General features: G+C 73.2%; 20 protein-coding genes and 2 pseudogenes. 10 read left to right on the top strand and 12 right to left on the bottom strand.

Features of this window, described 5'->3' with window-relative positions; genetic code table 11:
* Positions 1-25: 25 nt before the first annotated feature.
* Both ACIQNG_RS25340 and ACIQNG_RS25335 read right to left on the bottom strand, forming a co-directional pair.
* A pseudogene (locus tag ACIQNG_RS25340) lies at positions 26-667 on the bottom strand (aldo/keto reductase); the annotation flags it as partial.
* Positions 664-855, bottom strand: coding sequence for a hypothetical protein (locus ACIQNG_RS25335; protein ID WP_401488239.1), 192 nt, complete (start codon positions 853-855; stop codon positions 664-666). The pseudogene ACIQNG_RS25340 and the gene ACIQNG_RS25335, both read right to left, overlap by 4 nt.
* An 86-nt stretch (positions 856-941) precedes the next feature.
* Between ACIQNG_RS25335 and ACIQNG_RS25330 the strand changes: the two are divergent.
* A pseudogene (locus tag ACIQNG_RS25330) lies at positions 942-2,113 on the top strand (serine hydrolase domain-containing protein).
* An 82-nt stretch (positions 2,114-2,195) separates the two neighbouring features.
* Here ACIQNG_RS25330 and ACIQNG_RS25325 read toward each other — a convergent pair.
* Positions 2,196-2,612 carry an ATP-binding protein gene (locus ACIQNG_RS25325; protein ID WP_401488228.1) on the bottom strand — a complete coding sequence of 139 codons (417 nt, stop codon included), beginning with the start codon at positions 2,610-2,612 and terminating at the stop codon, positions 2,196-2,198.
* 263 nt (positions 2,613-2,875) lie between these two features.
* Here ACIQNG_RS25325 and ACIQNG_RS25320 point away from each other — a divergent pair, with 263 nt between their 5' ends.
* From ACIQNG_RS25320 to ACIQNG_RS25295, 6 genes are all read left to right on the top strand, one after another.
* On the top strand, positions 2,876-3,790 hold the full coding sequence (locus ACIQNG_RS25320) for a Scr1 family TA system antitoxin-like transcriptional regulator (RefSeq protein WP_401488227.1): 915 nt from the start codon (positions 2,876-2,878) through the stop codon (positions 3,788-3,790).
* The gene (locus ACIQNG_RS25315) at positions 3,747-3,884 is read left to right on the top strand and encodes a DUF397 domain-containing protein (protein ID WP_401487997.1); all 138 of its coding nucleotides are present in this window, start codon (positions 3,747-3,749) and stop codon (positions 3,882-3,884) included. Before ACIQNG_RS25320 ends, ACIQNG_RS25315 begins: the two co-directional genes overlap by 44 nt.
* A gap of 34 nt (positions 3,885-3,918) precedes the next feature.
* The gene (locus ACIQNG_RS25310) at positions 3,919-4,137 is read left to right on the top strand and encodes a DUF397 domain-containing protein (protein WP_401487995.1); all 219 of its coding nucleotides are present in this window, start codon (positions 3,919-3,921) and stop codon (positions 4,135-4,137) included.
* A 264-nt stretch (positions 4,138-4,401) separates the two neighbouring features.
* On the top strand, positions 4,402-5,262 hold the full coding sequence (locus ACIQNG_RS25305) for a hypothetical protein (RefSeq protein ID WP_401487993.1): 861 nt from the start codon (positions 4,402-4,404) through the stop codon (positions 5,260-5,262).
* Between the two features lie 54 nt (positions 5,263-5,316).
* The gene (locus ACIQNG_RS25300; protein ID WP_401487991.1) at positions 5,317-5,625 is read left to right on the top strand and encodes a trypco2 family protein; all 309 of its coding nucleotides are present in this window, start codon (positions 5,317-5,319) and stop codon (positions 5,623-5,625) included.
* A gap of 43 nt (positions 5,626-5,668) precedes the next feature.
* Positions 5,669-10,060 (top strand): trypsin-like peptidase domain-containing protein, encoded by a 4,392-nt coding sequence (locus ACIQNG_RS25295; protein WP_401487990.1) that lies wholly within the window; start codon positions 5,669-5,671, stop codon positions 10,058-10,060.
* A 9-nt stretch (positions 10,061-10,069) separates the two neighbouring features.
* Here ACIQNG_RS25295 and ACIQNG_RS25290 read toward each other — a convergent pair whose 3' ends face one another.
* The 4 genes from ACIQNG_RS25290 to ACIQNG_RS25275 form a co-directional block, all read right to left on the bottom strand.
* A complete protein-coding gene (locus ACIQNG_RS25290) occupies positions 10,070-10,753 on the bottom strand; it encodes a DsbA family protein (RefSeq protein WP_401488225.1) in 684 nt (227 codons plus the stop codon).
* A 68-nt stretch (positions 10,754-10,821) separates the two neighbouring features.
* On the bottom strand, positions 10,822-12,870 hold the full coding sequence (locus ACIQNG_RS25285; protein WP_401487988.1) for a cytochrome c oxidase assembly protein: 2,049 nt from the start codon (positions 12,868-12,870) through the stop codon (positions 10,822-10,824).
* Complete coding sequence (locus ACIQNG_RS25280) at positions 12,860-13,462, bottom strand: copper resistance protein CopC (protein WP_401487987.1); 603 nt, start codon at positions 13,460-13,462, stop codon at positions 12,860-12,862. The genes ACIQNG_RS25285 and ACIQNG_RS25280 overlap by 11 nt, the downstream gene beginning before the upstream one ends.
* A 116-nt stretch (positions 13,463-13,578) precedes the next feature.
* Positions 13,579-14,298 carry a hypothetical protein gene (locus ACIQNG_RS25275; RefSeq protein WP_401487985.1) on the bottom strand — a complete coding sequence of 240 codons (720 nt, stop codon included), beginning with the start codon at positions 14,296-14,298 and terminating at the stop codon, positions 13,579-13,581.
* A gap of 779 nt (positions 14,299-15,077) precedes the next feature.
* Between ACIQNG_RS25275 and ACIQNG_RS25270 the strand changes: the two genes are divergently transcribed.
* Both ACIQNG_RS25270 and ACIQNG_RS25265 read left to right on the top strand, forming a co-directional pair.
* Entirely contained in the window at positions 15,078-19,316 is a 4,239-nt protein-coding gene (locus ACIQNG_RS25270; protein WP_401487983.1) for an AAA family ATPase, read from the top strand.
* A gap of 207 nt (positions 19,317-19,523) precedes the next feature.
* Positions 19,524-20,273 (top strand): glycosyltransferase family 2 protein, encoded by a 750-nt coding sequence (locus ACIQNG_RS25265; protein WP_401487981.1) that lies wholly within the window; start codon positions 19,524-19,526, stop codon positions 20,271-20,273.
* 30 nt (positions 20,274-20,303) lie between these two features.
* Here the strand turns inward: ACIQNG_RS25265 and ACIQNG_RS25260 are convergent, their stop codons facing one another.
* The 4 genes from ACIQNG_RS25260 to ACIQNG_RS25245 all read right to left on the bottom strand — a co-directional run bounded on the left by ACIQNG_RS25260 (position 20,304) and on the right by ACIQNG_RS25245 (position 24,042).
* Entirely contained in the window at positions 20,304-21,203 is a 900-nt protein-coding gene (locus ACIQNG_RS25260; protein ID WP_401436468.1) for an FkbM family methyltransferase, read from the bottom strand.
* Between the two features lie 41 nt (positions 21,204-21,244).
* Entirely contained in the window at positions 21,245-21,442 is a 198-nt protein-coding gene (locus tag ACIQNG_RS25255; RefSeq protein WP_401436090.1) for a ferredoxin, read from the bottom strand.
* 46 nt (positions 21,443-21,488) lie between these two features.
* Entirely contained in the window at positions 21,489-22,007 is a 519-nt protein-coding gene (locus ACIQNG_RS25250; RefSeq protein WP_401487979.1) for a hypothetical protein, read from the bottom strand.
* Between the two features lie 124 nt (positions 22,008-22,131).
* Positions 22,132-24,042, bottom strand: a complete 1,911-nt coding sequence (locus ACIQNG_RS25245) for an ABC transporter ATP-binding protein (protein WP_401487977.1) — start codon at positions 24,040-24,042, stop codon at positions 22,132-22,134.
* Positions 24,043-24,147: 105 nt separating this feature from the next.
* Between ACIQNG_RS25245 and ACIQNG_RS25240 the strand changes: the two genes are divergently transcribed.
* Entirely contained in the window at positions 24,148-24,792 is a 645-nt protein-coding gene (locus ACIQNG_RS25240) for a TetR/AcrR family transcriptional regulator (protein ID WP_401436098.1), read from the top strand.
* A gap of 141 nt (positions 24,793-24,933) precedes the next feature.
* On the opposite strand, the gene ACIQNG_RS25235 is transcribed toward ACIQNG_RS25240, so the two are convergent.
* The gene (locus ACIQNG_RS25235) at positions 24,934-25,734 is read right to left on the bottom strand and encodes a class I SAM-dependent DNA methyltransferase (protein WP_401487974.1); all 801 of its coding nucleotides are present in this window, start codon (positions 25,732-25,734) and stop codon (positions 24,934-24,936) included.
* Between the last annotated feature and the right edge of the window lie 73 nt (positions 25,735-25,807).

The following is a 25,807-nucleotide window of genomic DNA, read 5'->3' as shown; positions in this document are numbered from 1 at the left end:
CGGACAACGGAGCGCCCGGGGTCGGGCGCAGGAGGGTGCGGTACTCGTGGATCGTCCGCTCATCGGGCTCGGCGGCCAGGGCGTCGAGCAGTTCACCCAGATGGGCCGGATCGTCTGTGCCCACGGCCAGGGTCCCGACATCGGAAAGGCAGTACGAGGCCCGAAAGGCCGCCTGGACACGGGAGAATCCCTCACCGCCCCGAAGGCAGACCCCAGGGTCGATTCGATCCCATAGCGGGTCCCCCGTGCTACCGCCGAAGGGGCTCATGCCCCACGCCCGACCGCGGTCGAGGTTCCAGGAAGCAACTCCCCAGGCGCCGCACAGTCCCTTCGATGTGGCGTCGTCCAGCGCGGCGCACGCCTGTGCCAGCGTGTCCCGACCGTGGTCAACGGCGTCACCGAGGGAGTGTTCCAGGTTGTGCATAAATACCAGGTCAGGCTCCCGTCCAAGATCCAGGGCAACGTGTTCCACGGCCTTGTACAGCCGAACGGGGTCCAGACAATGCTCCGTCCGTTCCCGTCCAGGGAAGTAGCCCACCTTCGTGGACACCGTGAGCCTGGGCAGAAGGTCGTCGGCCATCCGCGCCAGGACCGAGTGCGAGTGGAAGCCGAGGTAATTGGTGCTCGTGTCGATCGAAGTGACCCCGAGATCCATCGCCCCGGTCAGGAGGCGGCGTTCGTGACGAGACCGGTGTAGCCCGAGGACAACTCGGGGGTGAGCACCGCGCACAGTTCCTCCTTCACCAGGACAAGGTCAGTTCCGTGAGGGCACTGGACCGGTTGAAGGAGTTCTCCTCCCAACTCGAACCCCATACGGCCGTCCCGGCTGTCCGGGAGTTCCGCGAGCGTCTTCAAGCGGTGCCCGTGGCGGCCTGATCGTCACAGCCTCGGTTCAGGCTCACCCCTCGGAACGAGGATCCGGGAATGCCAGGATGGGCGATATGACGGTGATCAACGGTGAGGTCGCGGCGGGGTTCGAACCGGTGCGGGAAGCGTTCGCGGCGAACTTCGCCGAACGCGAGGAGATCGGCGCGGCGGTCTGCGTCTACCAGGACGGCCGAGCGGTGGTGGACCTGTGGGCCGGCGTCGCCGATCCGGACACAGGGCGCCCGTGGGAACGGGACACACTTCAGCTCGTCTACTCGGCGACCAAGGAGGCGACCGCCACGGCGGCGCATCTGCTGGCCCAGCGGGGGGAGTTGGACCTGGACGCCCCGGTGGCCGAGTACTGGCCGGAGTTCGCCACGAACGGCAAGTCGGAGATCCCGGTGCGCCGGCTGCTGTCGCACCAGGCCGGCCTGGTTGCCCTCGATCAGTCGGTTCCGCTGGCGGAAGCCCTGGCATGGCACCCGATGGCGGCGGCCCTGGCTGCTCAGCGCCCTCAGTGGACTCCGGGAACGGCACACGGGTACCACGGCCGGACCTGGGGCTGGCTGGTCGCGAGGTGATCCGCCGAGTGTCGGGGCGCTCCCCGGGCCGCTTCTTCGCCGAGGAGATCGCCGCTCCGCTAGGGCTGGACTTCTTCATCGGGTTGCCGCCCGGCGAACGCGACCGGGTCAGCCGCATGGTCTATCGGAAGCCAGACGTGGACCTCACCGCCGTGCCCAAGGATGCGATCCCCGAGAACCTGCGCAACCTCGTCGCGGCCTGGCGGGACCCGAACTCACTCAGCAACAGAGCCTTCGCGGTCACCGACCCGGCGGACATCGACTTCGGCTCCCCCGAGGTCCAGGCTGCGGAACTCCCCTCATCCAACGGCGTCGGCACCGCGCACGCACTGGCTCGGATGTACGCCGCGCTGATCGGCGAGGTGGACGGGGTACGCCTGCTCACCCCGGAGACGCTGGCCTCGGCGACGGAGGAGCAGGCCAGCGGGCAGGACCAGGTCATGGTGGTGCCGAGCCGGTTCAGTTCCGGATACATGCTGCCCACGGAGGCCATCCCCATGACCGGCCCGGCCGCCTTCGGTCACACGGGCCGCGGAGGCTCACTCGGCTTCACCGATCCGGAGCGCGGCATCAGCTTCGGCTATGTCATGAACCACATCATCGGAGGTCCCGACGACACGCGAGCCACAGCCCTGGCCGAGGCGGTGCGGAAATCACCGGCCTGACGTGCCGGGGATCCTCACGGTGCCCCACTCATCCCGGTCCTTCGCGAGTAGGGGCTTGGTCAAAGCCGTCGCCCCCGCTTCGTCACCTCGTGCCCTCCCCGGCGGTGAGGCTCAGCTCCGCCCAGACCGTCTTGCCCAGGGGGTGGCGAGGGGTCGAGCCCCAGTGGGCGGCCAGGGCGTCCACCAGGAGCAGTCCCCGGCCGGACTCGCCTTCGGGGTACGACGTCGGCGCCGCCGTCGGCAGTCGTTTCGCCGAGGCCGCGTCCGCGACCTCCACCCGCACCGAGCCCCCGGCCGTGTCCAGGGTGAGGCGCAGGGCGAACTCACGGCCAGGCACCCTGCCGTGCTGCACGGCGTTGGCCGCCAGTTCGCCGACGACCAGCGCGACCGCGCAGGACACCTCCGACGACGGCGGGTAGCTCCGCTCCTCCAACCACGTGACCGCCAGCCGTCGCGCCCGCCGCGCGCCCCGCGGTGACGCGACGAACCGTGCCGCCAGCGTCTGCGGTGCGCACTCCGCCTCCGCGGGCTTCTCGGCTTCCGCGGTCGGCCGCTCGTCTCCCTGGGGCGTCGCATCTGTCAGCACGGCTTGTCCGTCCGTTTCCTTCGAGTCGATACGTCCCGTGACGCATCCGCATCGTCACGTTCCGTGCTCAAGACTCGTCGGATCGCCCTACCCTCAACAGGTGTCACCGCCTTACCCTTTCGCCCGTAAAGAACGGACGTGACCCTTTGGCCAACGAAATCGACCCCACCGTCTCGATGGCCGCCCTGTTCGGCGTGCGGGTGCGCAGGCTCCGCACGGCGGCCGGGCTGACTCAGGCCCAACTCGGCTCCCTCGTCCATGTAGTCGGCACGCGCATCACCCAGATCGAGCGCGCGTCCGGGGCCAAGCCCACCCTGGAGTTGGCGCGTGCTCTGGACGTGGCCTTGGACGCCGATGACCTGCTGGTGGACTTGTGGCCGTACGTGTACCGGGAGGCGTTTCCCGACTGGTCACAGAAGTTCATCGCGGAGTCCCGGCGGGCGGTGTCCATCCGCCAGTACGCGGGGCATCTGGTGCCTGGTCTGCTCCAGACGGAGACGTACGCACGAGCAGTGCTGAGCATCGGGCAAACGCTCGCCGGTCACGAGCATCTGGAAGAGCGAATCGCTCTTCGCATGGGGCGACAGGAACGGCTCACCGCTGCTGATCGCCCTGCGCTGTGGGTGATCCTCGACGAGGCCGTGCTCATGCGTCCGATCGGCGGTCGGGTGGCGATGCGTGAGCAGTTGGCCAGGCTGCTCGAACGCGCCAAGGAATCCCACATCACCCTTCAGGTGGTGCCGTTCGACCAGAACGAGCACGACTTCATGGGTGGCGCCTTGTCCCTGCTCGACATGCCGGACGGCTCGAAGATCGCCTACACGGAGGGTGCTCACTACGGCCAACTCGTGGAAGAACCGGCCGATATCAGGGGCTTTGAACTGGCCTACGATCGACTGAGGGCGGTATCCCTGCCCCCGCTCATGTCTCTCGACATGATCCGATCCGTGATGGAGGACAACTACCGTGGAGCGAAAGTCCCATCCCGATCTGACCGGCGCCGCTTGGCGCAGGAGCAGCCACAGCAACTACGAGGGCGGCGATTGCGTGGAGGTGGCCGACGGGTTCCCGGCCGTCGTCCCCGTCCGTGACAGCAAGGTTCCGCACGGACCCGCGTTGTGCTTCGAGAACGCCTCATGGACCGCGTTCATAGGCGAGTTGAAGAGCCGACTCGACCGGCACTGAGACCTGATCCGATCCGTGATGGAGGTCAACCACCGTGGAGCCAAGGTCCCGTCCCGATCTGACCGGCGCCGCTTGGCGCAGGAGCAGCCACAGCAACCACGAGGGCGGCAATTGCGTCGAGGTGGCCGACGGGTTCCCGGCCGTCGTCCCCGTCCGTGACAGCAAGGTTCCGCACGGACCCGCGCTGTGCTTCGAGAACGCCTCATGGACCGCGTTCATAGGCGAGTTGAAGAGCCGACTCGACCGGCGCTGAGCCGGGCCGTCCTCCAGGCTCACCGGGTCCCGGTCCACCGGGATCCGGTGGGCCACCGGACCCCTCAAAGAACCGGGGAAAGAACTTCCCGCCCACCCACCCTCCCCGCCGCGAGGCGCGCATCACCCGTGCGGGTGACCGGCTTGCAGGGGTGGGATACGGACGGTTACGTTCGCCGCGACAACCGCAAACACGTGCGGCCCCCGGCCGGGACTGGCATCCCGATCGAGGGCCTAACCGATCAGGAAGCAAGACCCCTTCCCGATGGCTGAATCGCAGTCTAACGCGCCCTCGCGCGCCCGCGCCGCAGCTCCGACCTCCGGCGTGATCCATGTCCGCACCCGGCTGACAGCCGACTTCACCGTGGTCTCCAACGCCCTCGCCCAGCGGCGCGGCAGTGCCGTCACAGTCGGGGTCGCGGTGTACATCCTCTCGCTGCCCGACGGCGCCCCCGTGAGCATCAGCGCCCTCTGCCGGCACTTCAGCGAGGGCGAGATCCTGATCTCCCGGGCGCTCCGGGAACTGGAAGCCGCCGGATATCTGGAACGCCGCCGCGAGCGGACTCCCACCGGGCGGATCCGGACCCGGACGTTCTTCTACGACCTGCCCGGCGGCGGGGACAGCCCGCCTGAGCCACCTCAGCCGCCTGAGCCACCCAGGCCCCGGGAACCGGCCGCCGTTCCGGAGGTTCCGCCGGACTCGGCGGCCTCGCTCGCCGACGCCGACCCGCAGGCAGTCGCCGTACTGGCCTCGCTGCGCCGGGTCGACGCACGGCTCGTCCTCTCCGAGCGGGAGGCCGCCCGCCTCGCTCCGGCCGTCGCCGAGTGGCTGGCGGCCGGTGTCGGGCCGCGCGAGATCACCGAGTTGCTGACCGTACGGCTCCCCGACCGCTTCCGGTCCCGCCCGGCGAGCCTTCTCGCCTTCCGGCTGCGGGACACGCTCCTGCCCGCCCCGCCGCCCCCGGCACCCCTGCCCCCGCGCGCCGAGCGCCCGGCCGTGCTGCCGTTCCAGACCTGCGACGGCTGCGAACGCGCCTTCCGCTCACCGTCGCCCGGACACTGCCGACAGTGCCGGGAACACAGGGGACACAGAGGACAGGGGGAACGGCTTCTTACCGCCGGCTGAGCGCGTAGGCATGCCGCGTGTAGCATTTCGCGTCACTGTGCTGAGGGGGTGCGCGTGATCGAACTGGCCGAGATGGTACGGGAGTTGCGGCGCGAGCTGGGGGCCGCGATGGCCGACGGCGTCGGTGAGGCGGTGCGTTTCGAGCTGGGGCCGGTGGAGATCGAGGCGACCGTGGCGGTGGAGCGTGCCGCCGAGGGGAGCGGGAAGGTCCGCTTCTGGGTGGTCGAGGCGGAGGGCGGCGGGAAGGACACGCGGTCGCGGACCCAGCGGATCACGCTCACCCTCCAGCCGGTGGCCGTGGGCCCGGACGGGACCCCGCGGAGCGCCCTGATCTCGGGTGGCGAGGTCGACGGGGAACGCTGACCGGGGCCGGGACCCGGGCCGGGGCACGGCATGGGAGGCCGGGGTGCGCGCCGCTCGGGTCGCCGAGGTCATGACCGTGCTGCCGGGCGGCGGAGGGCGTCGCGGCTCGGGCTATCTGGTGACGGCGGGGCGGGTACTGACCGCCGCGCACGTCGTCGCGGACGCCACTGCCGTGCGGGTGCGGTTCGACGCCGACCGGCCGGGTGAGCGGACCGTCGAGGCCACCGTGGAGTGGCGGCACGACGGGACCGACACGGCCGTACTCGCCGTTCCGGCAGGGCCGGAGGCGGTGGAGGGGGCCCGCTTCGGGCGGGTCGGTGAGTACGACGCCGTACTGCGCTGTACCGCCCTGGGCTTTCCGCGGTTCAAGCTGCGCACCGATCCCGACGGGACGCGCTACCGCGACGCCGAACATGTCCACGGGACGTGCGCCGTGCTGTCCAACCGCCGGGAAGGGACCCTGGATCTCCAGGTGACGCCTCCGGCCGACGCCCCGGACCCGGACCCGGACGGTTCCCCCTGGGAGGGCATGTCGGGCGCGGCCGTGTTCAGCGGGGGCCGGATCGTCGGTGTCGTCGCACGGCACCACCGTCACGACGGCGCCGGCCGACTCGCCGCCACCCGGGTCGACCGCTGGGGCGAGCACCTCACGAGCCAGCAACTAGGGTACTTGGAAAGGTTGTTGGGGTGCTCGCTCGACTTCGGCGCGCTGCCGGATGTCGTCGGGGGCGACGGGCGGGCCAACGGGGCCTACCAGGCGCAGTTGCGCGACCTCGCGCCCCCGGCGCTGGAGAACCGTGACACCGAACTGCGGCGGCTGGTCGAGTTCTGCGACGGACCGGAGCCGTATCTGTGGGTACGGGCCCGCCCCTGGGCGGGCAAGACCGCGCTGGCCGCGTGGTTCGCGCTGCACCCGCCGCGCGGGGTGGTGCCCGTGTGGTTCTTCGTCACCGCACGGCTGGCCGGTGAGGCCGACAGCGCCGCCTGCACCGACGCGCTCGTCCAGCAACTCGCCGTCATCGCCGGTCGTGAGCCGGTCCGGCACACCGATCCGACCGCCCGCGACGGCGAACGCCGGCACCTGCTGGACGAGGCCGCGCGCCGGGTCGCGGACGACGGCGGCACCCTGCTGCTCGTCGTGGACGGCCTGGACGAGGACCGGTCCGGCCGACCGGGTGGCAGCGGCCCGAGCATCGCCTCCCTGCTCCCCCGACAGCCGCCGCCCAACGTCCGTGTCCTCGTCACCAGCCGACCGAGCCCCGGTGTCCCGGCGGACGTCCCCGGCGACCATCCGCTGCGCCACTGCGCCGGGTGGGAGCTGGACGCCACGGCCGCCGCCCGCCACACCGAGCACGAGGCGGCGTACGACCTGGCCGCCGCGCTGCACGGGGACGACCTCGGACGCGACCTGGTCGGACTGCTGGCCGCCGCCCACGGCAGCCTCACCATCTCCGACCTGCGGGAACTCACCGGACAGCGGCATCTGACGGTGACGCGGCGGCTGGAGGGCACGTTCGGGCGCGTCCTGCGGGAGCAGGGCACGGATCCGGAGGCGCCGCCCGCCGCCCAGGGCCGTGGGCTCCTGTTCGCCCACGAGACCCTGTTCGCCGCGGCGCTGGAGGCGTTCGGTGCGGACCTGGACCACTATCGCGAGCGCGTCCACACCTGGGCCGAGCGGTACGCCGGAGCCGGATGGCCCGCGGACACACCGGCCTACCTGCTGCGGTTCTACGTCCGCATGGTCGCGTCCCTCGGTGACGTCGACCGGGCGACGGCTCTGGTCGTCGACGTCCGCCGCCATGACCGTATGCGTGAGGTGACCGGTGGCGACACCGCCGCGCTCGCCGAGATCGACATGGTCCACGAACTGCTGCTGGCTCGGTCCTTCATCTACTTCAGCGACCTGGCCCCCCTGGCGGTCGTCAGCGGCCTGCTGGCCCGTCGCAACGGAGCGCTGCCCCCCGAGGTGCCGATCGCGCTGGCCGAACTGGGGCACACCGCCCGGGCCGTGGCGTGCGCGCGCACTGTCTTGCGGCCGGACGAGCGGGCCATCGCGCTGGCGGGGGTGGCCCAGGTGCTCGCCGCCGACGGCGACCCGAGGGCCGTCGAGCTGGCCGCGGAGGCGCTGCGCATGGTGGACCTCGCGGAGTCGGGCCGCTGGGATCTGATGCCGAGCACCGACGACACGATGCGCACGGCCGCCGCGGTTCTGATCACCGCGAGCCGGGAGACCACCCCGGACAGGATGGACGAGGCGTTCGCCCGGGTCGACTCCCCCCACGACAGCGACCCCCTCTCCCCGATCAGGACCCGGGTCACGCTGGCGGTGGCCGCTCACCCCCGGGCCGCCGACCGGGCCGACCGGCTGCTGCGCGAGGCGGTCGCGATGGCCGGTGAGCTGTGGCCCGACGAGGCGGTCGAGGCGCTGGGTGTCATCGCCGGGGCGTACACCACGATCGATCCGGCGCGGGAGAAAGCCTTGTACACCGCGATCCTGCGCCTCGCCGGGGCGGACGCGACGATGCCGGTGCTGACGGCCGCCGCCGTGGCGCTGCGCGACGTCCGGCCCGAGGAGGCGGCACGGCTCGCGGAGCGCGCGTTGGACGAGGTGCGGAGTGAACAGGACACGTGGCGGCAGGAAGCGGAGTACATCGGCCCCGATCACGTGCCGAACTACGACCGTACGCTCGCCTGCATCGCGGCACTGATCGCCGGCGGCTTGCTGGACGAGGCCCAGCGGTTGACGGAAGAGTCGGAACCGAGTGACCCGTTCTCCGGAGGTTTGGAGGACGAGCGGCGGGCGATCGCCCTGTGCCGGGCCCGCGCGGGGGATGCGGAGGCGGCCTGGCGTGTTCTGGAACCGAGTTGGCGCAGATCGCCGGAGGATGAGCGGCATCCCGTGGGTGCCGCGGCGGTGGCCAGGGCGCTGGCGGGCGCGGGGCGCGGGCGACAGGCCGAGGCGCTGCTGCGCTCGGCCGCGGCCCGCCATCCATGGGCGGCGGCCGAAGGGCTCGCCGCACTGGCGCGACACCACGCCGCGGCCGACCGGGAACGCGCCGCGGACGACTCGGAACACACCGCAGACGGTCCGGAACGCGCCTTGGACGGCCCGGACCACGCCGCAGACGGCCCGGAACACACCGCAGGCGGTCCGGAACGCGCCTTGGACGGCCCGGACCACGCCTCAGACGCCCCGGAACACACCGCAGACGGCCCGGAACACGCCGCGCATCTGATGCGGGAGGCCGAGTCCGTGGCGAGGAGGTCCAGCCGCGAGGCGGGCAACCCGGACCAGGACATCCAGTTCGCGGTGCTGGCGACCGCGCTGGCGGACCTCGGCCACTCCGACGACGCCGAACGGCTCGCGGACGCCGTCGGCACCCCCAGCGTGCGTGCCTGGGCGCTGGCCGGCCTGGCGATGGCCTGCGCCGAAGCGGAGGACCCGGACGCCCTGCGGCTGGCGTGCGCCGCGGCGGAGATCATCGAGAACCTCACCGACACCCCCTTCCTGGACGATGCCCGGGTCGCCGTCGCGCAGGCCCTCGGGTGTGCGGGGGCGGCCGAGCGGGCGATGCGGCTCGCCCACACCCGGGACCACCCGTGGTCGCGGGCCGGCCAGGCCCATGACGAGGCCCTCATGGCCGCCGCCATGGGCCTCTGGGCCTACGAACCCGCCGCCGCCACCGCGATCGTCGACACCGTGGAGGGACGCTTCGTGCGCGGCGACGCCGGTCTTGAGGGCCCCGTCGTCGGCTACGCGGGCCTCATGGTGGCCGTCGGGCACCTGTACCCCGAACGCGGTCGGCGGCTCGCGGAGTACGCGCACCGGGCCGCGTGGCGCAAGCGGGCCCTCGGGGCCGGAGCCCCCGACAGCCGCTACCACCAAGGAGGAAGGCCGCAGGACGCGCTGGTGATGAGCGTCCTCACCGCCGCCGCCGATCCCGGTGGCGCCGAGGAGTGGCTGGCGCAGGCGGAGACCCTGCTGGAGGCCGGCTCCTCGACCCGCTGGGGCGTCGCGTGCCTGGCCTTCGTCCGCGCGGCCCTCGGTGACCGTCAGACCGCCCTGAACACGATGTCCCAGGGCGGCGTCGACGGCTGGGCACGTGCCGAGGTGTTCACGGAACTCGCGGCCTACGTCACGGATGTGCGGAGCACCCCCGTGTTCGGCGGCACCGTCGGGGCCTCCGCGGAGCTGTCCCTGCTCCGACGCCTCGCCTCACTCCTGATACCGGCCGACAACCGGCCCGTGGACATCGCCGGCGAAGGGCGGACCCACGACCCGGCCGCGCGGCGGGAATTCGCCCTCTACCTGCTGATGGACGCTCTCACCCACCACAGCTGGCACCTGACGGCACCGGTCTTCGCGGACCTGGCCCCTGAAGTCGTCCTCTCGATGCGGGACGTCGTCTTCGAGCACCTCGGCCTGGACGACTGACAGCCGGCCTCAGTCCGTGTCCGACAGATGGCTCTCGATCAGCGCCCTGAACTCGTCGTACGTGGCCGGGTTGTCGATCTTCTTGCCGTCGAAGAAGAACGTCGGGGTGCCCTGGACGCCGAGGGCGACTCCGTCGCGCTGGTCGTCGAGGACCCGGCCCGCCGTCTTCGGGTCGTTCAGGGCGGCGTCGAACTCCTTCATGTCCAGGTCCAGTTGCTCGGCGTAGCCCCTGAAGACGTCCTCCTTCCAGTCCTGGGACTCGCCCCATTCCTTCTGCGTGGTGAAGAGCTTGCTGTACATCTCCTCGAACTTGCCCTGCTGGGCCGCCGCTTCGGCGGTGCGGGCGGCCAGTTCGCCGTTGCGGTGGCCCGGCATCGGGAAGTAGCGGGCCACGAAGGTGACCCGGTCGCCGTACTCCTCGCGGAGCTTCTCGACCGCGGGGTAGTACGCCCCGCACGCCTCGCACTCGAAGTCCAGGAACTCCACGACGGTCAGCTCGCTGCGCTCCGGATCGCTCAGGCGGTGGCTGTCGGGGCGTACCGGCATCGCCTCCGCCGCCGGTTTCACGTCCAGGCTGCTCCGGGGGCTGTTGTCGGGGGAGAGGAGAAGGTACGAGCCGTAGGCGGCGGCGAAGCCCACCACCAGTACCGCCACCGCTATCAGTTGCTTCTTCACCCTGGTCATGTGGGTCATGTCGGTCCTGTTGGTCATGGCTTTCCCGCTGGTCACGGCTTTCCTGCTGGTCATGGCTTTCCTGCTGGTCATGGCTGCTCCTGCTCCATTCGGGGGTCGGAAGGGGCCGCGTCCCTGGCGTGCAGGCTCGCCAAGTACGCGTTGTACGCGGTGAACGGGTCGTTTCCGTCGCCGCGGTCGATACGGCGGTCCAGGCGCGTCGCCTCCCGGCGGTCCGCGCGGACCCATTGGACGGAGAGGATGATCGTGGTGATGAGGACGGGGATGTCCCCGGTGGCCCAGGCGATGGCGCCCGCGTCGTACTGGTCCTCCATCGGGTCGCTCACCCAAGGACGGTCCAGGAGGGACCACCAGCCCTCGCCGATCAGGGCCGTGCTGCTCATCAGGGAGATGCTGAACCAGGAGTGGAACGGCATCGTCAGGATGAGGACGAAGAGGCGGCCCAGGAACGGCGGGCGGCGCGGGCCCGGGTCGATACCGATGATCACCCAGAAGAACAGCAGCCCTACGGCCAGGAAGTGCACCAGCATGACCATGTGGCCGAGGTGGTTGCGCATCAGCGTCTCGAACAGCGAGGTGTAGTAGACCGCGAAGGCGCTGCCGACGAAGAGGACGCTCGCCACCACCGGGTGGGACAGGACGCGTACGTAGCGGCTGTGGAGGAGTTTGAGGAGGAACTCGCGGGGGCCGCCGGGGGAGTCCTTCGGCGCGGGTGGGAGGGCGCGCAGGGCCAGGGTCGCGGGGGCGCCCAGGACCAGCAGCAGCGGGACCGTCATCGCCAGGATCATGTGCTGGCCCATATGGACGCTGAACAGCACCTTCCCGTACACCGCGAGTCCGCTCATGGTCGCCAGGACCGCCACCGCCAGCCCCAGCAGCCAGGCGATCGTGCGGCCCACCGGCCATGCGTCGCCGCGTCGGCGCAGCTTGCGTACACCCGCCAGGTAGAGGGCCGCCGCCGCTGCCGTACCGAAGGCGAACAGCGGGTCGAAGTGCCACTCGGTGAACAGCGGGGTCCACGGGAAGTCGCCCAGGTCGGGGGGCATGGCGAAGCCGAGGAGTTCCTCGGCGGGCGTCAGGCCCGACGTCCGCGCGCCCGGGGCCGGGGTGCGGGACATGCCCACCGCCAGGCCCGTCGCCGCCGCCATGAGGAGGAGTTCGCCCGCCGCCAGCCGTACGAACGGGCCCCGCCGGCCGCCCTCGCGCAGCGCCGGGAGGGTGCGGCGGCGGTGGGTGTGGCCGAGCGCCGCCAGTGCCGCGAGCGCCGCCGTCTTGGCGAGGAGCATGACGCCGTACCCGCTCGTGAACAGGTCCGGGAGGGAGGGGAGGCGGACGGCCGCGTTGACCAGGCCGCTCGCCGCCACCGTCAGCAGTGCCCCGCCGGCCAGTGGGCTGAAGCGCCGTACGGCATCGGCCGTCCCCGGCTCCCCGCGCACCGCGGCGATCAGCACAAACAGCAGGCCGCCGACCCACACCGCCGCCCCGAGGAGGTGCAGGGCGAGGCTGATGACCGCCGCGTCGTGGTTCGCCGCGGCGGCGGAGTGGCCCGTGAACGCCGGGGGCAGCAGGCCCGCGAGCGCGAGCAGCAGGGCCACCCGGGACCAGCGGGCCGAGCCGATGCCGACGCACAGGGTGGCGAGGACCGCCGCCGTCCCGGCCGACATCGCGTACGCGCGGCCCTGGGGGTCGGTCGCGACGAAGTCCGCCACCGTCGCGGGGGTCGCCACCTCCGCCACCGGGACGGCGAACAGGTCGGAGAGGGTGAGGAGGAGGGTGGCCAGGGCCGTCACCGCCCAGACGGCCGCCGCCGCGCACGCCCAGTCCAGGTAGCGGAGCCGGGGTCCGCCCAGTCGGCGTCCGCCGGGGAGGAGGACCACGACCAGCAGCAGCGCGCCGATCGTCGCCACCGCCGAGGCGTCCATGAGCGTGCGGGCCACCGGGAGGCCCCAGTCGGTCAGCGGGCCCGCGCTCGCGATGCCGGGGACCGGTGCCGCGCCCGGCGTCCCCGCTCCCCCGCCGGTCCCTACGGCGATCAGGGCGACGGTCACCGCCACCACCGCCGCCGAGGAAAGGAGCAGGGGCAGGCCGCGCGGCCGGGCTTTCGGCTCAGCCGTCATGGCCCGACCGCCTCTGCCGCCGCCGCAGCACGTACGTCATGCCGCCCGCGCCCACGACGGCCACCACCGCCGCGGCTCCGGCGACGAGGGGCAGGGCCGAGTCTCCGGAGGCGGAGGAGTCGGCGGCGGTCTCTTCGGCTTCCGGCTCGGCCCGCTGGTCCCGGGTGGCCCTGGCGCTCGGGCTCGCGGGTGTGCCCGTGCCCCGGACCGTGAAGGCGTACGACCCCTCCACCGGGTGGCCGTCCGCGGACACCACCCGGTACCCCACGGTGTACCGGCCCGCCGGGGTTCCGGCGGCGAGGGTGAGGGTGACCGTGCTGCCGCTGACCCGCGGCTCGCCCTCGGCCGCCGACGAGCCGTCGGCGGCGGTGACGGCGACCTGGGCGTACTTCTCGCTCATCGGGTCACTGAAGGTGAGCCGTACCTCCGGGGGCGGGGCGGGGAGGGTGGTGTCGGCGGTGGGGGTGGTGGTCCTGAGGCCGGTGTGGGCCGCGGCCTGCGGGACGGTCGCGGTGAGGGCCGCCAGCGCGGCGGCGGGTACGACGAGGACGCGGGCCGCCGTGCGGGCGGCACGCCTGTCTGCTGCGGGCATGAGTGGGTCGGGCTTCCTGTGGCTCCGTCAGCCCTCGGGGCGACGGACGGGAGGGCCCGGCCCCGCGGTCGGCCGGGTCGGCCGGGTCGGTCGGCGCGGCTGTCGGGAGAGCCGCGTCAGAGCAGGACCGGGCCGCCGGTCGGCGAGGGCCGGAAGGGCGCGAGGAGAGGGGCGGGGGTGAGCCGCCCGCCTCTCGGCGGTGCCCTGCCCGCGTGACGCCGTACCGGCGGGGCGGAGCGCGGCGGCGCGGAACGCTCCCGGACGACGACGCGCGGGCCGGTCCCCCGCGGCGGGCCGAGCCGTGGCCACACGAAGAGCAGCAGACGGCGTACGGCGGTCAGCGCGGCCAGCGCCGGTCCGCTCTGCCACAGCAGGCGTTCGCCGACGCCGAGGAGCCGGGCCGCGATGACGACGCCGATGAGGTGCCCGGCGAGCAGGACACCGGCGGGCGGGCCCGGTTCGGCGACGGTGCCGTGCCGCTCGACCAGGGCGAGCAGGGCCCCGGTCGGTGTCCGCTGCCCGGCCATGGCCTGGCAGGCGCCCGGCAGGGTGTACGCCAGGTGCGAGGTGATCTGGGCCGCCGCGAGGGCGCCGAGCACCTGGGCGTCCGTCAGCCGCCGCCGGGTCAGCAGCGCGGCGCCCGGCACGGCGACGGCGGCGACCGCGGCGACGATGATCCAGCGGGGCGCGTGGCAGCGGGCCAGCACATGACCGGCCAGCGGGAGCAGCACACACAGCGTCGCCAGCGTCCCGGCCCGCATCCCGCGCAGCGCTCCGGACGCCGGGGAGGCGGTACCGGTGGAGCGCGGTGGTCGCGGCGATCGCGGCGGTCGCATGGGGCGGGCCTTACGGGTGGGTCGGCGGGGGTGACGGAGGCGTCCCTCGGGGTCCGGGGACCGTCCCCGGGCGTCCCCGGGCGTCCCCGGGCGTCCCCAAGTGTCCCTTGGTGTCCCTAAGTGTCGCTTGGTGTCCCCGGGTGCCCTGGTGTCCCCGGGCGTCCCCGGGTGCCCCCGTTCGTCCACAGGTGCACCCGGATGTCCCCAGGTCTCCCGGGACGGTGTCCTCGGCAGCGTACCCACCGCCCGATGGCCGCCCTGCCGCCGGGTACGGCGGGGCAGGTCCCCGGCCGAGCCGGGGCCTGCCCCCGCGCCGCGTCGTTCGGCCCCGGTCCCTCCCCACGTGGAGACCGGTGCCGAACGACGCGAATTGAGGGGATCCGTGCCGCCGACGGTGGCGGGGGGATCCGGAGGGGTGGAGGCGCGGGGGGCGGAATCGGGAGCCGGGTTCAGGGGGCGGTGGCCGGGGCGGCGCGTGGCGCTCGGAACGTTGGCGGAATTTGACCCAGATCATGCGGCGGCATCGGCTGCCTCTCGGAAGCGCTGCGCTGGTGACCTGCCCTGGCTACGCACCGTGGGTGCGTTGTTGCGTCGTGATCCTGCCAGCCGACGCTCCCGAGGAGGAGTATCCGGTCTCCGGACACCGGCTTCGCCGCAGGTCAGCCGTATAAGGTGAGTTTTCCGGTCCGGACGTTCCACCCGTCCGGAACCGCGTCCCGCAGGCCGCCCACCGGTGTCCGAGCGGGCGCCGGACCGTCGCCCCGGCCATCCGCCGGCCGGTGGCGGGGCACCAGCAGCACGAGGAGGTGAAGGCGTTGGGTTCCGGGGAGTCCGGGGAGTCCGCGGCACGTTCCGCCTTCGCCGAGCGGCTGGCGCTGCTGTACAAGGAGGCCGGGAACCCTCCGCTCAAGAGTGTGGCGGACGCGGTGGTGCGGTTGCAGCGGGTGGACGAGCGGGGGCGGGCGGTCCGGGTCTCCGCCCAGCGGATCAGCGACTGGCGGCGGGCCAAGAACGTACCGGCTCAGTTCGCCGCGCTCGCGGCCGTGCTGCACGTCCTGATACCCGCCGCCCGGCGGGCGCGACCGGCGCCGGTCTCCGCCGGGCTGTACGACCTCGCCCAGTGGCAGCGGCTCTGGGAACTGGCACTCGCCGATCCGCTCGGGGAGCGGGCCGCGGAGGACGACGCCCCGGCCGCCGTGCCGGACAGTGTGTGCCCCTACCGCGGGCTGGCCTCCTACCGGCAGCAGGACGCCGGCTGGTTCTTCGGGCGGGAGCGCAGCACCACCGCGCTGGTCGCCCAGCTCCGCCGGGCCGAGCGCCGCGGCGGGCTGGTGATGCTGGTGGGGGCGTCGGGCGCGGGGAAGTCCTCGCTGCTGAACGCCGGGCTGCTGCCCGCGCTGGAGAGCGGTGTCCTCGGGCAGGAGCGTGCGGTGCTGCGGCTGGTGCCGGGCAACGACCCGCTCAAGGAGCTGGTGCGGCAGATACCCGAGCTGACCGACGCCCTCGCGCTCGATCCCGGCTCGGCGTCCTTCGAGGAGTGCGTCCGGGAGTCCCTGGTGCGCTGGGCGCGGCGCCCGCCCGCCCCTCCGGTGCTGATCGTGGACCAGTTCGAGGAGGTGTTCACCCTCTGCTCGGACGAGGACGACCGCCGTACGTTCATCCAGGTACTGCACGCCGCCGCGGCCCAGGCCGGGAACACCGAGCCCCAGTCCCGGACCGGGAACGCCGAGCCCCAGTCCCGGACCGGGAACGCCGAGCCCCAGTCCCGGACCGGGGGCGCCGAGCCCCAGTCCCAGGCCGGGGGCGCCGAGCCCCAGTCCCAGGCCGGGGGCGTCGAGCACATGGGCCCCCGCACCCCTGGCATCCCGACCGACCCCGCCGCCCCCACTGTCCCCGCCGCCCCCACCGCTCCCACCGACCCCGCTGTCCCCGCCGGCCCCACCAGCCCCACCGACCCCCCTGTTCTCGTCGTGCTCGGCATCCGCGCCGACTTCTACGAGCAGTGCCTCGGCCATCCGGAGCTGGCCGAGGCGCTCCAGCACCGGACGATGGTGCTCGGGCCGCTGACCACCGCCGAGTTGCGGGACGCGGTGACCGGGCCGGCCCGGGCGGTGGGGCTGGAGCTGGAGGCGGGGCTCGCGGAGCTGATCGTGCGGGAGGTCAGCGTGGACGGCCCGCGCGGCGCCCACGACGCGGGCGTGCTGCCGCTGCTGTCGCACGCGCTGCTCGCCACCTGGCAGCGGCGCAAGGGCGGCCGGCTGACCCTGTCCGGGTTCCGGGGCGCGGGCGGCATCCAGGGCGCGGTCGCGGCCACCGCCGAACGGGCCTGGTCGGCGCTGGACCCGGCCGCGCGCACGGCGGCCCGGCTGCTGCTGCTGCGGCTGGTGCGGCTCGGTGAGGACACCGCGGCGACCCGGCGCCGGGCCACCCGGCGTCAGCTCGCGGAGGAGTCCGCCGATCCGGGCAAGACGGAGGAGTCCCTGGAGGCGCTGGTCCGCGCCCGGCTGGTGACGCTGGACGCGGACACCGTGGAGATCACCCATGAGGCCCTGCTGCACGCCTGGCCCCGGCTGCGCGACTGGATAGACGAGGACCGGGGCGGCCATCTGCTGCGCCAGCGCCTGGAGGAGGACGGCCGGGCGTGGGAGGCGGGCGGCCGGGACTCGGCGCTGCTGTACCGGGGTTCGCGGCTGGAGCAGGCGCACACCTGGGCGACCGGGGTGGGGGACACCGCGCTCACCCGCAGCGCCGGGGAGTTCCTGACCGCGTCGGTGCGGCTGCGCCGCCGTACGGTCTGGCTCAGCCGGGGCGCGGTGGCCATGCTGGTGGCACTGGCGGTACTGGCGGTCGGCTCGGCGGTGATCGCCTGGCAGCAGCGCGACGACGCCGTGTTCGCCCAGGTCCTCGCCGAGGCGGACCGGGTGCGCGACTCCGATCCCTCCATGTCGGCGCAGATCGATCTGGTGGCCCACCGGCTGCGCCCGGGCGACGAGGACACCTGGAACCGGCTCATCGCCATCGTCAACGCCCCGCTGGCCACCCCGCTCGCCGGGCACACCGGGGCCGTCTACCTCACCAGCTTCAGCCCGGACGGCCGGATCCTCGCCAGCGCGAGCTACGACCGGACCGTACGGCTGTGGGACATCCGCGACCGCAGCCGTCCGAAACCGCTCGGCGGTGCGCTGTCCGGGCACGGCAGCTGGGTCAGCACGGCCCTGTTCAGCCCCGACGGCGACCATCTCGCCACCGCCTCGGACGACGGCACGATGCGGCTGTGGGACATCAGCGACCCGAGCCGCCCCAAGGCGGTGGCCGCGCCCTGGACCGGTGAGGACGGCACGGTCTACCTGCTGGCGTTCAGCCCGGACGGCCGGACGCTCGCCGCCGCCACCGAGGACCGGGTCGTCCGGCTGTGGGACCTGTCCGACGCCGCCCGGCCGCGCGCGCTGGCCACCCTGCGCGGGCACACGGCCGCCGTGCGGTCGGTGGCGTTCAGCCCGGACGGGCGCACCCTCGCCTCCGCCGGGGACGACACCACGATCCGGCTGTGGGACGTGGCCGACCGGCGCCGCCCCGAGGCGCTCGGCGCCCCGCTGACCGGGCACCGGGCCCTGGTGCACTCCGTGGCGTTCAGCCCCGACGGCCGGACCCTGGCCAGCGGCAGCGCCGACGACACCGTGCAGTTGTGGAACGTGTCCGACGTGCGCCGGGGCAAGGCGCTCGGGGCGCCGCTGGTCGGGCACACCGGGCCGATCTGGTCGGTGGCGTTCAGCCCGGACGGCGAGACCCTCGCCGCCGCCAGCGCCGACAGCACCGCCAGCCTGTGGAACGTCAGCAACCCCGCCTTCCCCTCCCAGATCGGCGAGCCGCTCGCGGGCGGCAGCGGCGAGATGTTCGCGCTCGGCTTCAGCCCCGACGGCCGCACCCTGGCCACCGGCAACGGCGACGGCCGGGTCCGGCTGTGGACGCTGCCCACCTCGGACATGGTGGGCCGGGTCGGTGCCTTCCGCCCCGACGGCCGGGTCCTCGCCACCGCGGCCCGCGACCAGAGCATCCGGCTGTGGGACGTACGGCGGCCCGAGCGTCCGGTGCGGCTGAGCGAGCCGTTCCTCCCCGACAAGGGGGAAGTGAAGTCGATGGTGTTCTCCCCCGACGGCCGCACCCTGGCGGCGCTGACCGGCAGCAGCGGGGTCCAGTTGTGGGACGTCAGCGATCCGGGCAAGCCGGTCCGGCACGGCCCGCCGGTCACCCTGCGCACCCGCTACGCCGGTCCCGACGCCCTCGCCTACAGCCCCGACGGCCGTACCCTCGCCACCGCCTACGACGACCGCACCATCCGGCTGTGGAACGTCACCGACCCGGCCGCGCCCCGCCCGCTGGGCCCGCCGCTCACCGGCCACACCGGGTACGTCAACCACCTGGTCTTCAGCCCCGACGGACGGACCCTGGCCAGCGGCAGCGCGGACACCACGGTCCGGCTGTGGAACGTCACCGACCCCGCGCGCCCCACCGGGCTCGGGGCGCCGCTGCGGGGCCATCGCGGGGCGGTCAACACGCTCGCCTTCCGCCCGGACGGCGTCACCCTGGCCAGTGGCAGCGAGGACAACACCGTACGGCTGTGGAACACGGCCGACCCGGCGCGGACGGAGCCGCTGGGCGCCGCGCTGACCGGGCACACCGAGGCGATCGTGTCGCTGACCTTCAGCCGCGACGGCCGCACCCTCGCCAGCGGCGGCAACGACGACACGGTCCGGCTGTGGAACGTCTCGCGGCCCTCCGACACCTCACGCATCGGCGACTCCATGAGCCCCAACGCCAAGACCGGCAACTTCCTCTCCTTCAGCCCCGGCAGCCGGATGCTCGGGGTGTCCAGCGGCGCGGGCACGGTCCGGCTGTGGGACCTGGACGTCGGTGAGGCCGAACGGCACATCTGCGCCGCCACGCACGACGTACTCACCCGGGACAAGTGGGACGAATACCTCCCGCGGCTCTCTTACGAGCCTCCGTGCGATCCGTAGAGCGGCCCAGCCCCCCTTTTTGATGTGATCCGCGTCACACCACCTTGCCCCAGCCCGGAAGTCGGCCCCCAGCACCAACAGCCTTGTTAGGCTTGGCCATAGCCCGATCGCTGGTGCATCCCCCGTCGCCAGCGATCGGGCGTTCGCGTTTCCCGTACCGCCCCTCCCGCACCGCCGCCCCCGCCCCCCACAGCCCGGAGGTGCCGCGTGCCGCGGCGCATCATCGTCCTCACCGCCGTCCACGCCCCCTCGGCCCGGTATCTGCCCGACGCCTGGGACTCCCTGCGCGCCCAGCGGCTGCCCGAGGGATGGGAGTGGCACTGGCTGATCCAGGAGGACGGCCGCACCGACCAGGTGCTCCCCCGGGTCCCCGACGACCCCCGGGTCTCCTTCCACCAGGGCCGCCCCGGCGGTCCCGGAGTCGCCCGCACCATGGCCCTGGCCCACGCCGACGGCGCCTACGTGAAGGTCCTGGACGCCGACGACCTGCTCACCCCGGGCGCCCTCGCCCGGGACCTGGCCGCCCTGGAGGCCGACCGCACGCTCGGCTGGGCCACCTCCCGGGTCCTCGATCTGCTCCCGGACGGCACGACGGCCGGCTTCCCCGGCGACCCCCGGCACGGGCCCATCGAGCCCGGCGCGCTGCTCGACCCCTGGAAGAGCGGGGGGTTTCGCGCCCCGGTCCATCCGGCCACCCTCTTCGTCCGCCGGGACCTGCTGCTCGCCCTCGGCGGCTGGATGGCCCTGCCCGCCTCCGAGGACACCGGGCTGCTGCTGGCGCTGAACGCGGTGAGCCGGGGCTGGTTCACCGCCGACACCGGCCTGCACTACCGCAAGTGGCCGGGCCAGGTCACCGGCCAGTCCGCCCACACCGACCCCGTCGAACGGGCGGCCCGTATGACGGTGGTGGAGGCACGGGCACGGGCCCTGGCCCAGCGCCGACCGGAACAGACATAGGGCCCGAACGCCCCTGAATCCCCTTCCGCGTCAAGGCAGTGACTCCGCGTCGACCCGGGAGAACACCAGATCGCTCTCGCCCCGCACGGGGCCGCGCAGCCGGACCGGGACCCGGCGCGGGCCGCTGATCGCGGGCGGGTATCCGCCGGCCGCGTAGTCGTTGGGGAGCCGGTAGACATGGAAGCCGGCGCCGCGCATGAGGTCGAGGAGTTCCTCGGCGCGGTCGCCGAGCGCGGCCATGCGCTCGGGGGTCACCTCCACGGTGATCTCCGCGTCCGGCCGTAACTCCCCGAGCACCGGCGCCAGTCCGCGCACCACCGCGCCCTCGGCGCCCTCCACGTCGATCTTGATCACCCGCGCCCCGGCCAGTTCGGCGGCGGAGAGCAGTTCGGGCAGCGGGACCGCCTCGGTCTCGAACACCGACTCGGCGGGACCGTCGTACGGGACGACGCTGTTGGCGCCCAGGTTGTGCGGGCTGGCCAGGACGAAGGTCAGGGGCTCGCGGGTGTCGGAGACGGCGGCGTTGACGGCCCGCAGATTGCGGCAGCCGTTGAGCGCGGCCTGTCGCAGGAGGAGGCGGTGGAAGTCCGGGGACGCCTCGACGGCGACGACCCGTCCGGCGGGGCCCACCAGCCGGGACGCCAGCACACTGAAGACCCCGATGTTGGCGCCCACGTCCACGAAGGTGTCACCGGGCCGCAGCCGCCGCCGGAGCCAGCCCGTCAGATGCGGCTCCCAGACGCCGAAGAGATACAGATAACGCTGGATCAGATCCCGCGTGTCGACGGCGAACCGGTCGCCGGAGGCCAGTTCCACCACCCGGCGCCGCGGGTGGTCCCGCAGGGACGGGTTGAGCCAGCGCTCGGCGAGCAGCCCCTTGCCCCAGGTCCCCGGGGCGTCCCGGACGTACCGGCGGCCCAGGGTGACCAGCGTCTCCGCGAGCGGACCCGGCACCGGGCCGTGCCCCACGGCTAGGCCCCCGGCTCCCGGAGGGCGATCGCCTGGGAGGGGCAGCCCTCGATCGCCTCCCGGACGCGCGGATCGTCGTACGCGCCCTCACGTCCGGGCCGGACCGAGCCGAAGCCGTCGACCACGGTGAAGACCTCGGGGGCCCGGTAGGCGCAGTCACCCGAGCCGTAGCACTGGTCGGGGTCCACCGAGATCCTCATGTGTCGCACTCCCCTGTCGCTCGGGCGGGCCTTCCCGCCCCGCAGGCTACTGGGCGCCCGGGCGGGCGAGCCAGTGGGCGAGTCGGCGCACGGCGGTCTCGTCCAGCCGGTCCACGATCTCCGCCACGGCCGCCTCGTCCTCCGGCGTCAGGTCGTACACCCCCGCCTGGCCCAGCCCGGCGAGCAGCACCTGCTGACGGCGGTCGGTCATCCGCTCGGCGAGCTTGGCGGAACCGGCCACGATCGGCCTCTCGGGGGCGGTGGGGGTGGCGGGGGCCTCCGTCGTGTCCGGGGCGAGCGGGGCGTCCGGGGCGAGCGGGGTATCCGGGGCGGCGAGCGGGGAGTCGTGGCACCGCCAGCCGCCCCGCTCCGGGCCCCACAGGGAGACGGTCACCGACTCGCCGCGGGCCCGCAGGGTCTGGGCCATCTCACCGAGCGCGTAGGTCACCGGCGCGCGGTACGGGGACTCGGCGCCGATCCGCCAGGAGGCGGAGGCGGGTTCGTAGAACATGGCGACCCAGCGCGGGGTGCCGGGAGGCTGCGGGCTGTTCTCCACTGCGCTCACCTCATCCGTTCCGTTCCGTCGGCCCGTCGGCCGTGACGGGGGTGGTGTCGGGGTCCAGGTCCGTGGCGGGGCGTGCCGCAGGAAACGTAGCTGACGGGCCGTCAGATATCCAGAGCCGGGCGGCTCATCCCACCCCGGCGGTCTCCTGCGGCTCCCCCAGGGGCTCCCCGCTCCCCTCCCCTTGCTCCCCCTGCTCCTCCTGGGTGGACAGCCGCAGCGCGGCCACCATGTCCGCGTAGAGCTGGTCGCTCGCGACGAGTTCGCGGTGGGTGCCGGTCGCGCGGACCCGGCCCTTCTCCAGGACGATGATCCGGTCCGCCTCCACCACCGTGGAGAGCCGGTGGGCGATCGTCACCACGGCCGCGCGCCCGGCCCGGTCCCGGATGAACGCCTGTACGGCCGCCTCGGTCAGCCCGTCGAGCTGGGCCGTCGCCTCGTCCAGCAGCAGGATCTCCGGATCGGCGACGAACGCGCGGGCCAGCGCGATGCGCTGACGCTCACCGCCGGAGACGGTGGAGCCCGCGAGCACCGTGCCGAGGCCCTCGGACAGGGTCTGGACCCGGTGGGTCAGACCGACCGCGTCCAGCGCGGCCCACAGGTCGGCGTCGGTCGCCGCCGGGCGCAGATAGCGCAGGTTGTCGGCGAGGGTGCCGGGCAGCAGCGGGGTGTCCTGCTCGACGTAGGCGATCCGGCGGCGGGTCTCGTAGGCGGGCCACTCCTCCAGCGGCAGACCGTCGAGGACCAGCCGGCCCCGCTGCGGGCTCAGGAACTCCAGCATCAATGAGAACGCGGTCGTCTTGCCCGCGCCGGACGGGCCGACGATCGCGGTGTGGCCGTGACGCGGGACGGCGAAGGAGACGCCGTCGAGGACCGGGGGGCCGTCGGGGGCGTAGCAGGCGGTGACGTCGTCGAAGACCAGGACGTGCGGGGTGGTCTCGGCGGCCGACGGCCGGGCCGGCTGCGGGACCGGGCGGGACACAGGCTGCGGGGCCGGGTGCTGTACCGGCTGCGGGACCGGGCGGGCGGGTGCCTCGCGGGTGTGGCCCTCCTCCAGCTCCAGCTTCTGCAACTCGGCTATGCGGGCCGCGGCGGCCACGCCGGACTGCAACTGGGAGAACTGGCCCGCCAGTTCGGTGGCGGGGTCCATCAACTGGAAGGCGTAGAGCAGGAAGGCGACCAGGGTGGACACGGCCAGCGCGCCCGAGTCCACCCGGAACGCGCCGAGGGCCAGGATCGCGAGGATCGCCACCTGCACCCCGGCCATGGTGATCGACCACACCGCGGCGTCGATGTGCACCGCCCTGATGCTGTGCCGGGCGGACGCGTCGGCCTCGGCCACGATCCGTACCGACTCGCGCTCCTCGGCGCGCGCGGACTTGACCGTACGGATCGCCCGCAGCGCCCCGTCGAGCGCCGCGCCCAGCCGGCCCAGGGACTCCTGCGCGGCGCGCTGCGACTTGGCGACCCTCGGCATCAGCAGCGCGACCAGCACCCCGACGACGGCGAGGCTGCCGAGGGTGACGGAGAACAGCACCAGATCCAGCACGGCCATCAGGGTCAGCGCGCCGACCAGGCCGATGACGCCGTTGACGAGCTGGGTCAGGCTGGAGGTGGCGGCCTCGCGCATCAGCACCGTGTCGGAGGTGACCCGGGTGACGAGTTCCCCGCTGGACCGGCCGCCCAGTTCGCCGATCCGCAGCCGCAGCAGCCGGCGGATCATCGACCTGCGCGCGTCGCGCACCACGTACTCGCCCATCCGCCCGAGCAGGATCCACTGCACGGCCTGGATCACCGAGCCGAGCACGATCAGCGCGGACAGCGCGACGACCGCGGGGGCGATCGAGCGGGACTCGGCCAGTCCGTCGAGCACCCACTTGGTGGCCAGCGGGGTGGCGAGTGTGGTCGCGGTGACGAAGAACCCGAGGACCAGACCGATCGCGAGCTTCATGCGGTGCGGGCGGACGAAGGCCCACAGCAGCCGCAGATTGGGCAGCACGGGAGCCTTCTCCGGCTCTTCTACTTCCGTGGTCGGCACAGCGGGCTCTCCCCTTGGCATGTTCGCTCTTATTTATGGGACGTCAATGTCTCATTATCGAGTATGCCGAGTCCATGTCGGACTGTCCAACGCTATATTTGGGGCATGAGCACGATGCCCGGGTCGGCCGCCGCGCCCGCCGCGCCCCCCGCACCGCAGGAATCCGGCACCCGCAACCGCACCCGGCGCGCGATCCTCGACGCCGCCGCCTCGGTGCTGGGCCGGGACCGCAGGGCGACCCTCGCCGAGATCGCCAAGGCCGCCGATGTGGGCCGCAGTACGCTGCACCGCTACTTCCCGGACCGCGATCAGCTGCTGCGGGCCGCCGTCCTGGACTCCCTGGAGCTGATCGACAGGGCGGTGGGCGACGCGGCGACCGAGCAGGGGACCCCGCTGGAGGGGGTGCACCGGCTGATCACGGCGGTGGTCGGCCTCGGCGACCGGATGCTGTTCGCCTACGGGGAGCAGCAGATCCTGGACGAGCTGAACGAACAGGGCGGCGCCGACGACCCCGTGGAGCGGCTGATCCTCGACCTGATCGAGCGCGGCCAGCGGGAGGGCGTCCTCGACAGCGGCGTCTCGGCCACCTGGATCATGCAGGTGATGTGGGCACTGGTGTACGCGGGCGCGGAGGCGGCCCGCAACGGCACGGTGCCGCGCCCGGGAGTGACGGCCCAGGTGATCCGCACGTTCGAGGGCGGGGTCCTCGCACGGGAGGCGGGGGATGTGACGCGGGGCGCGGCGGGGTGAAGCTGCTGAAGGAGAGCACGGAAGGGGGCACGGTCATGCGAACGCGCTGGTCACGCAGGCGCTCGCGGAGACCGGCCCCCTTTCCTGACCCTTTTCCTGACCCTTTCCTGACCCCCGTTCCTGAGACGTATCGCCGCTCGCTCAGCCGGGCAGCGGCGAGCGGCTGACGCGGATCTTCGACTGGCCGTGCGGCCGGGTCTCCCAGTCCTCCATGAACCGGGCGTGCAGCCCGTGCTTGCGGGCGAGGGCCAGCAGGGTCTCGGTGCGGTAGTAGAAGTCCTCGCGCAGGACCTGGTGTTCGGTGCCCTCGGTGCGGTCGAAGGTGAAGTCGAAGAAGCCGGTCGGGGCGAGCACGCGGCCCACGTGGGCGAGGCACTCCTCGATGACGTGCAGCGGCGAGTGCGAGAAGACGCTGTGCGCGTGGACGACGTCGAAGTGGCCGTCGGGCAGGAAGTCCAGCGTCAGATCGCCGGTGATGGTCAGATGCGGGAGCTTGTCCTGGAGGTTGCGCTCGGTGAGGGTCTTCTTCGCGGCGACCAGGATGTCCGGCGAGATGTCGATGCCGTAGTAGTTGCCGGTGCCGAGGTGGTCGATGAACCGCCAGCCGCCGCGCAGATTGCCGCAGCCTATGTCGAGCATCCGGTGCGCGGGGCTCAGCCCGTGCTCGCGGAGGTAGTCGAACTGCATCTGGCCCAGCGCCAGCCAGCGGTCATGGGTCTGGCTGCCGACCGCCGCCTCCGGGTTGCGGCGGGTGTCGGAGGCCATCACCGCGCGGTAGTAGCCCACGTGGTCGGGGTGCTTGAGACGCAGCCAGGTGTCCCGGGTGGCCCGGCGGACGTACGGCACCACCTTGGCGGGGTTGCGCAGGGCGTACCCGGCCTTGTGGGTGAGGGCGGAGCGGTTGCTGGCCAGCTTCTTGGGCGACTTGGCGTCTGCGGGCATGGCTGGGGGACCTCCGTGCGATGAGCGGTGTCGATGTGAAGGGCGTAAGGAGTGGGGGGGGGTGGCTGGTCGG

Source organism: Streptomyces sp. NPDC091377, assembly GCF_044757045.1.
Lineage (GTDB): Bacteria > Actinomycetota > Actinomycetes > Streptomycetales > Streptomycetaceae > Streptomyces.
The sequence above is the reverse complement of the archived record's forward strand: the minus strand, read 5'-3'. Positions and strand labels throughout refer to the sequence as shown.

Coding starts and splice junctions, on each gene's coding strand:
- ACIQNG_RS25320 (WP_401488227.1), top strand. CDS start 2,876: ATGGCCGCCCTGTTCGGCGTGCGGGTGCGCAGGCTCCGCACGGCGGCC.
- ACIQNG_RS25255 (WP_401436090.1), bottom strand. CDS start 21,442: ATGAGGATCTCGGTGGACCCCGACCAGTGCTACGGCTCGGGTGACTGC.
- ACIQNG_RS25275 (WP_401487985.1), bottom strand. CDS start 14,298: ATGCGACCGCCGCGATCGCCGCGACCACCGCGCTCCACCGGTACCGCC.
- ACIQNG_RS25280 (WP_401487987.1), bottom strand. CDS start 13,462: ATGCCCGCAGCAGACAGGCGTGCCGCCCGCACGGCGGCCCGCGTCCTC.
- ACIQNG_RS25285 (WP_401487988.1), bottom strand. CDS start 12,870: ATGACGGCTGAGCCGAAAGCCCGGCCGCGCGGCCTGCCCCTGCTCCTT.
- ACIQNG_RS25240 (WP_401436098.1), top strand. CDS start 24,148: ATGAGCACGATGCCCGGGTCGGCCGCCGCGCCCGCCGCGCCCCCCGCA.
- ACIQNG_RS25235 (WP_401487974.1), bottom strand. CDS start 25,734: ATGCCCGCAGACGCCAAGTCGCCCAAGAAGCTGGCCAGCAACCGCTCC.
- ACIQNG_RS25290 (WP_401488225.1), bottom strand. CDS start 10,753: ATGACCCACATGACCAGGGTGAAGAAGCAACTGATAGCGGTGGCGGTA.
- ACIQNG_RS25305 (WP_401487993.1), top strand. CDS start 4,402: ATGGCTGAATCGCAGTCTAACGCGCCCTCGCGCGCCCGCGCCGCAGCT.